At 63.2% G+C, this 299-nt stretch carries 1 pseudogene; it reads right to left on the reverse strand.

Going from position 1 to position 299, the window contains the following annotated elements:
• Positions 1-299, reverse strand: a pseudogene (locus KBI52_RS33760) (ABC transporter substrate-binding protein); the annotation flags it as partial.

Raw genomic sequence — 299 nt, forward strand, 5'->3', positions numbered from 1 at the left:
CCAGCGCCGAGCAGGCCGCCCGTCAAGGATGGGCCCACAACGGCATAGTCCTTGAAGTCAGGCTTCGCGAGTGTGCCAATGATCTGGGCTGCCCCAGCGAAAACGGCGTCAATTCGCCCGGCCGCCAGGTCGAGGTCGTGCTGTTCCGTCGTCTTGTACTCGCGGATCTCGGCGGTGCCCTTCAGGTACTTGTCAGCGAAGGAGGCTTGGATGGTCGAGGTCTGCACGCCAATAGACGTTCCCTTCAGGAGCGGCTTGAGATCCTCGATCGCCTTCTCGGCAGCCGCCTGCTGGGTCGA

The sequence above is a fragment of the Microvirga sp. HBU67558 genome (genome assembly GCF_018069605.1).
GTDB lineage: Bacteria > Pseudomonadota > Alphaproteobacteria > Rhizobiales > Beijerinckiaceae > Microvirga > Microvirga terrae.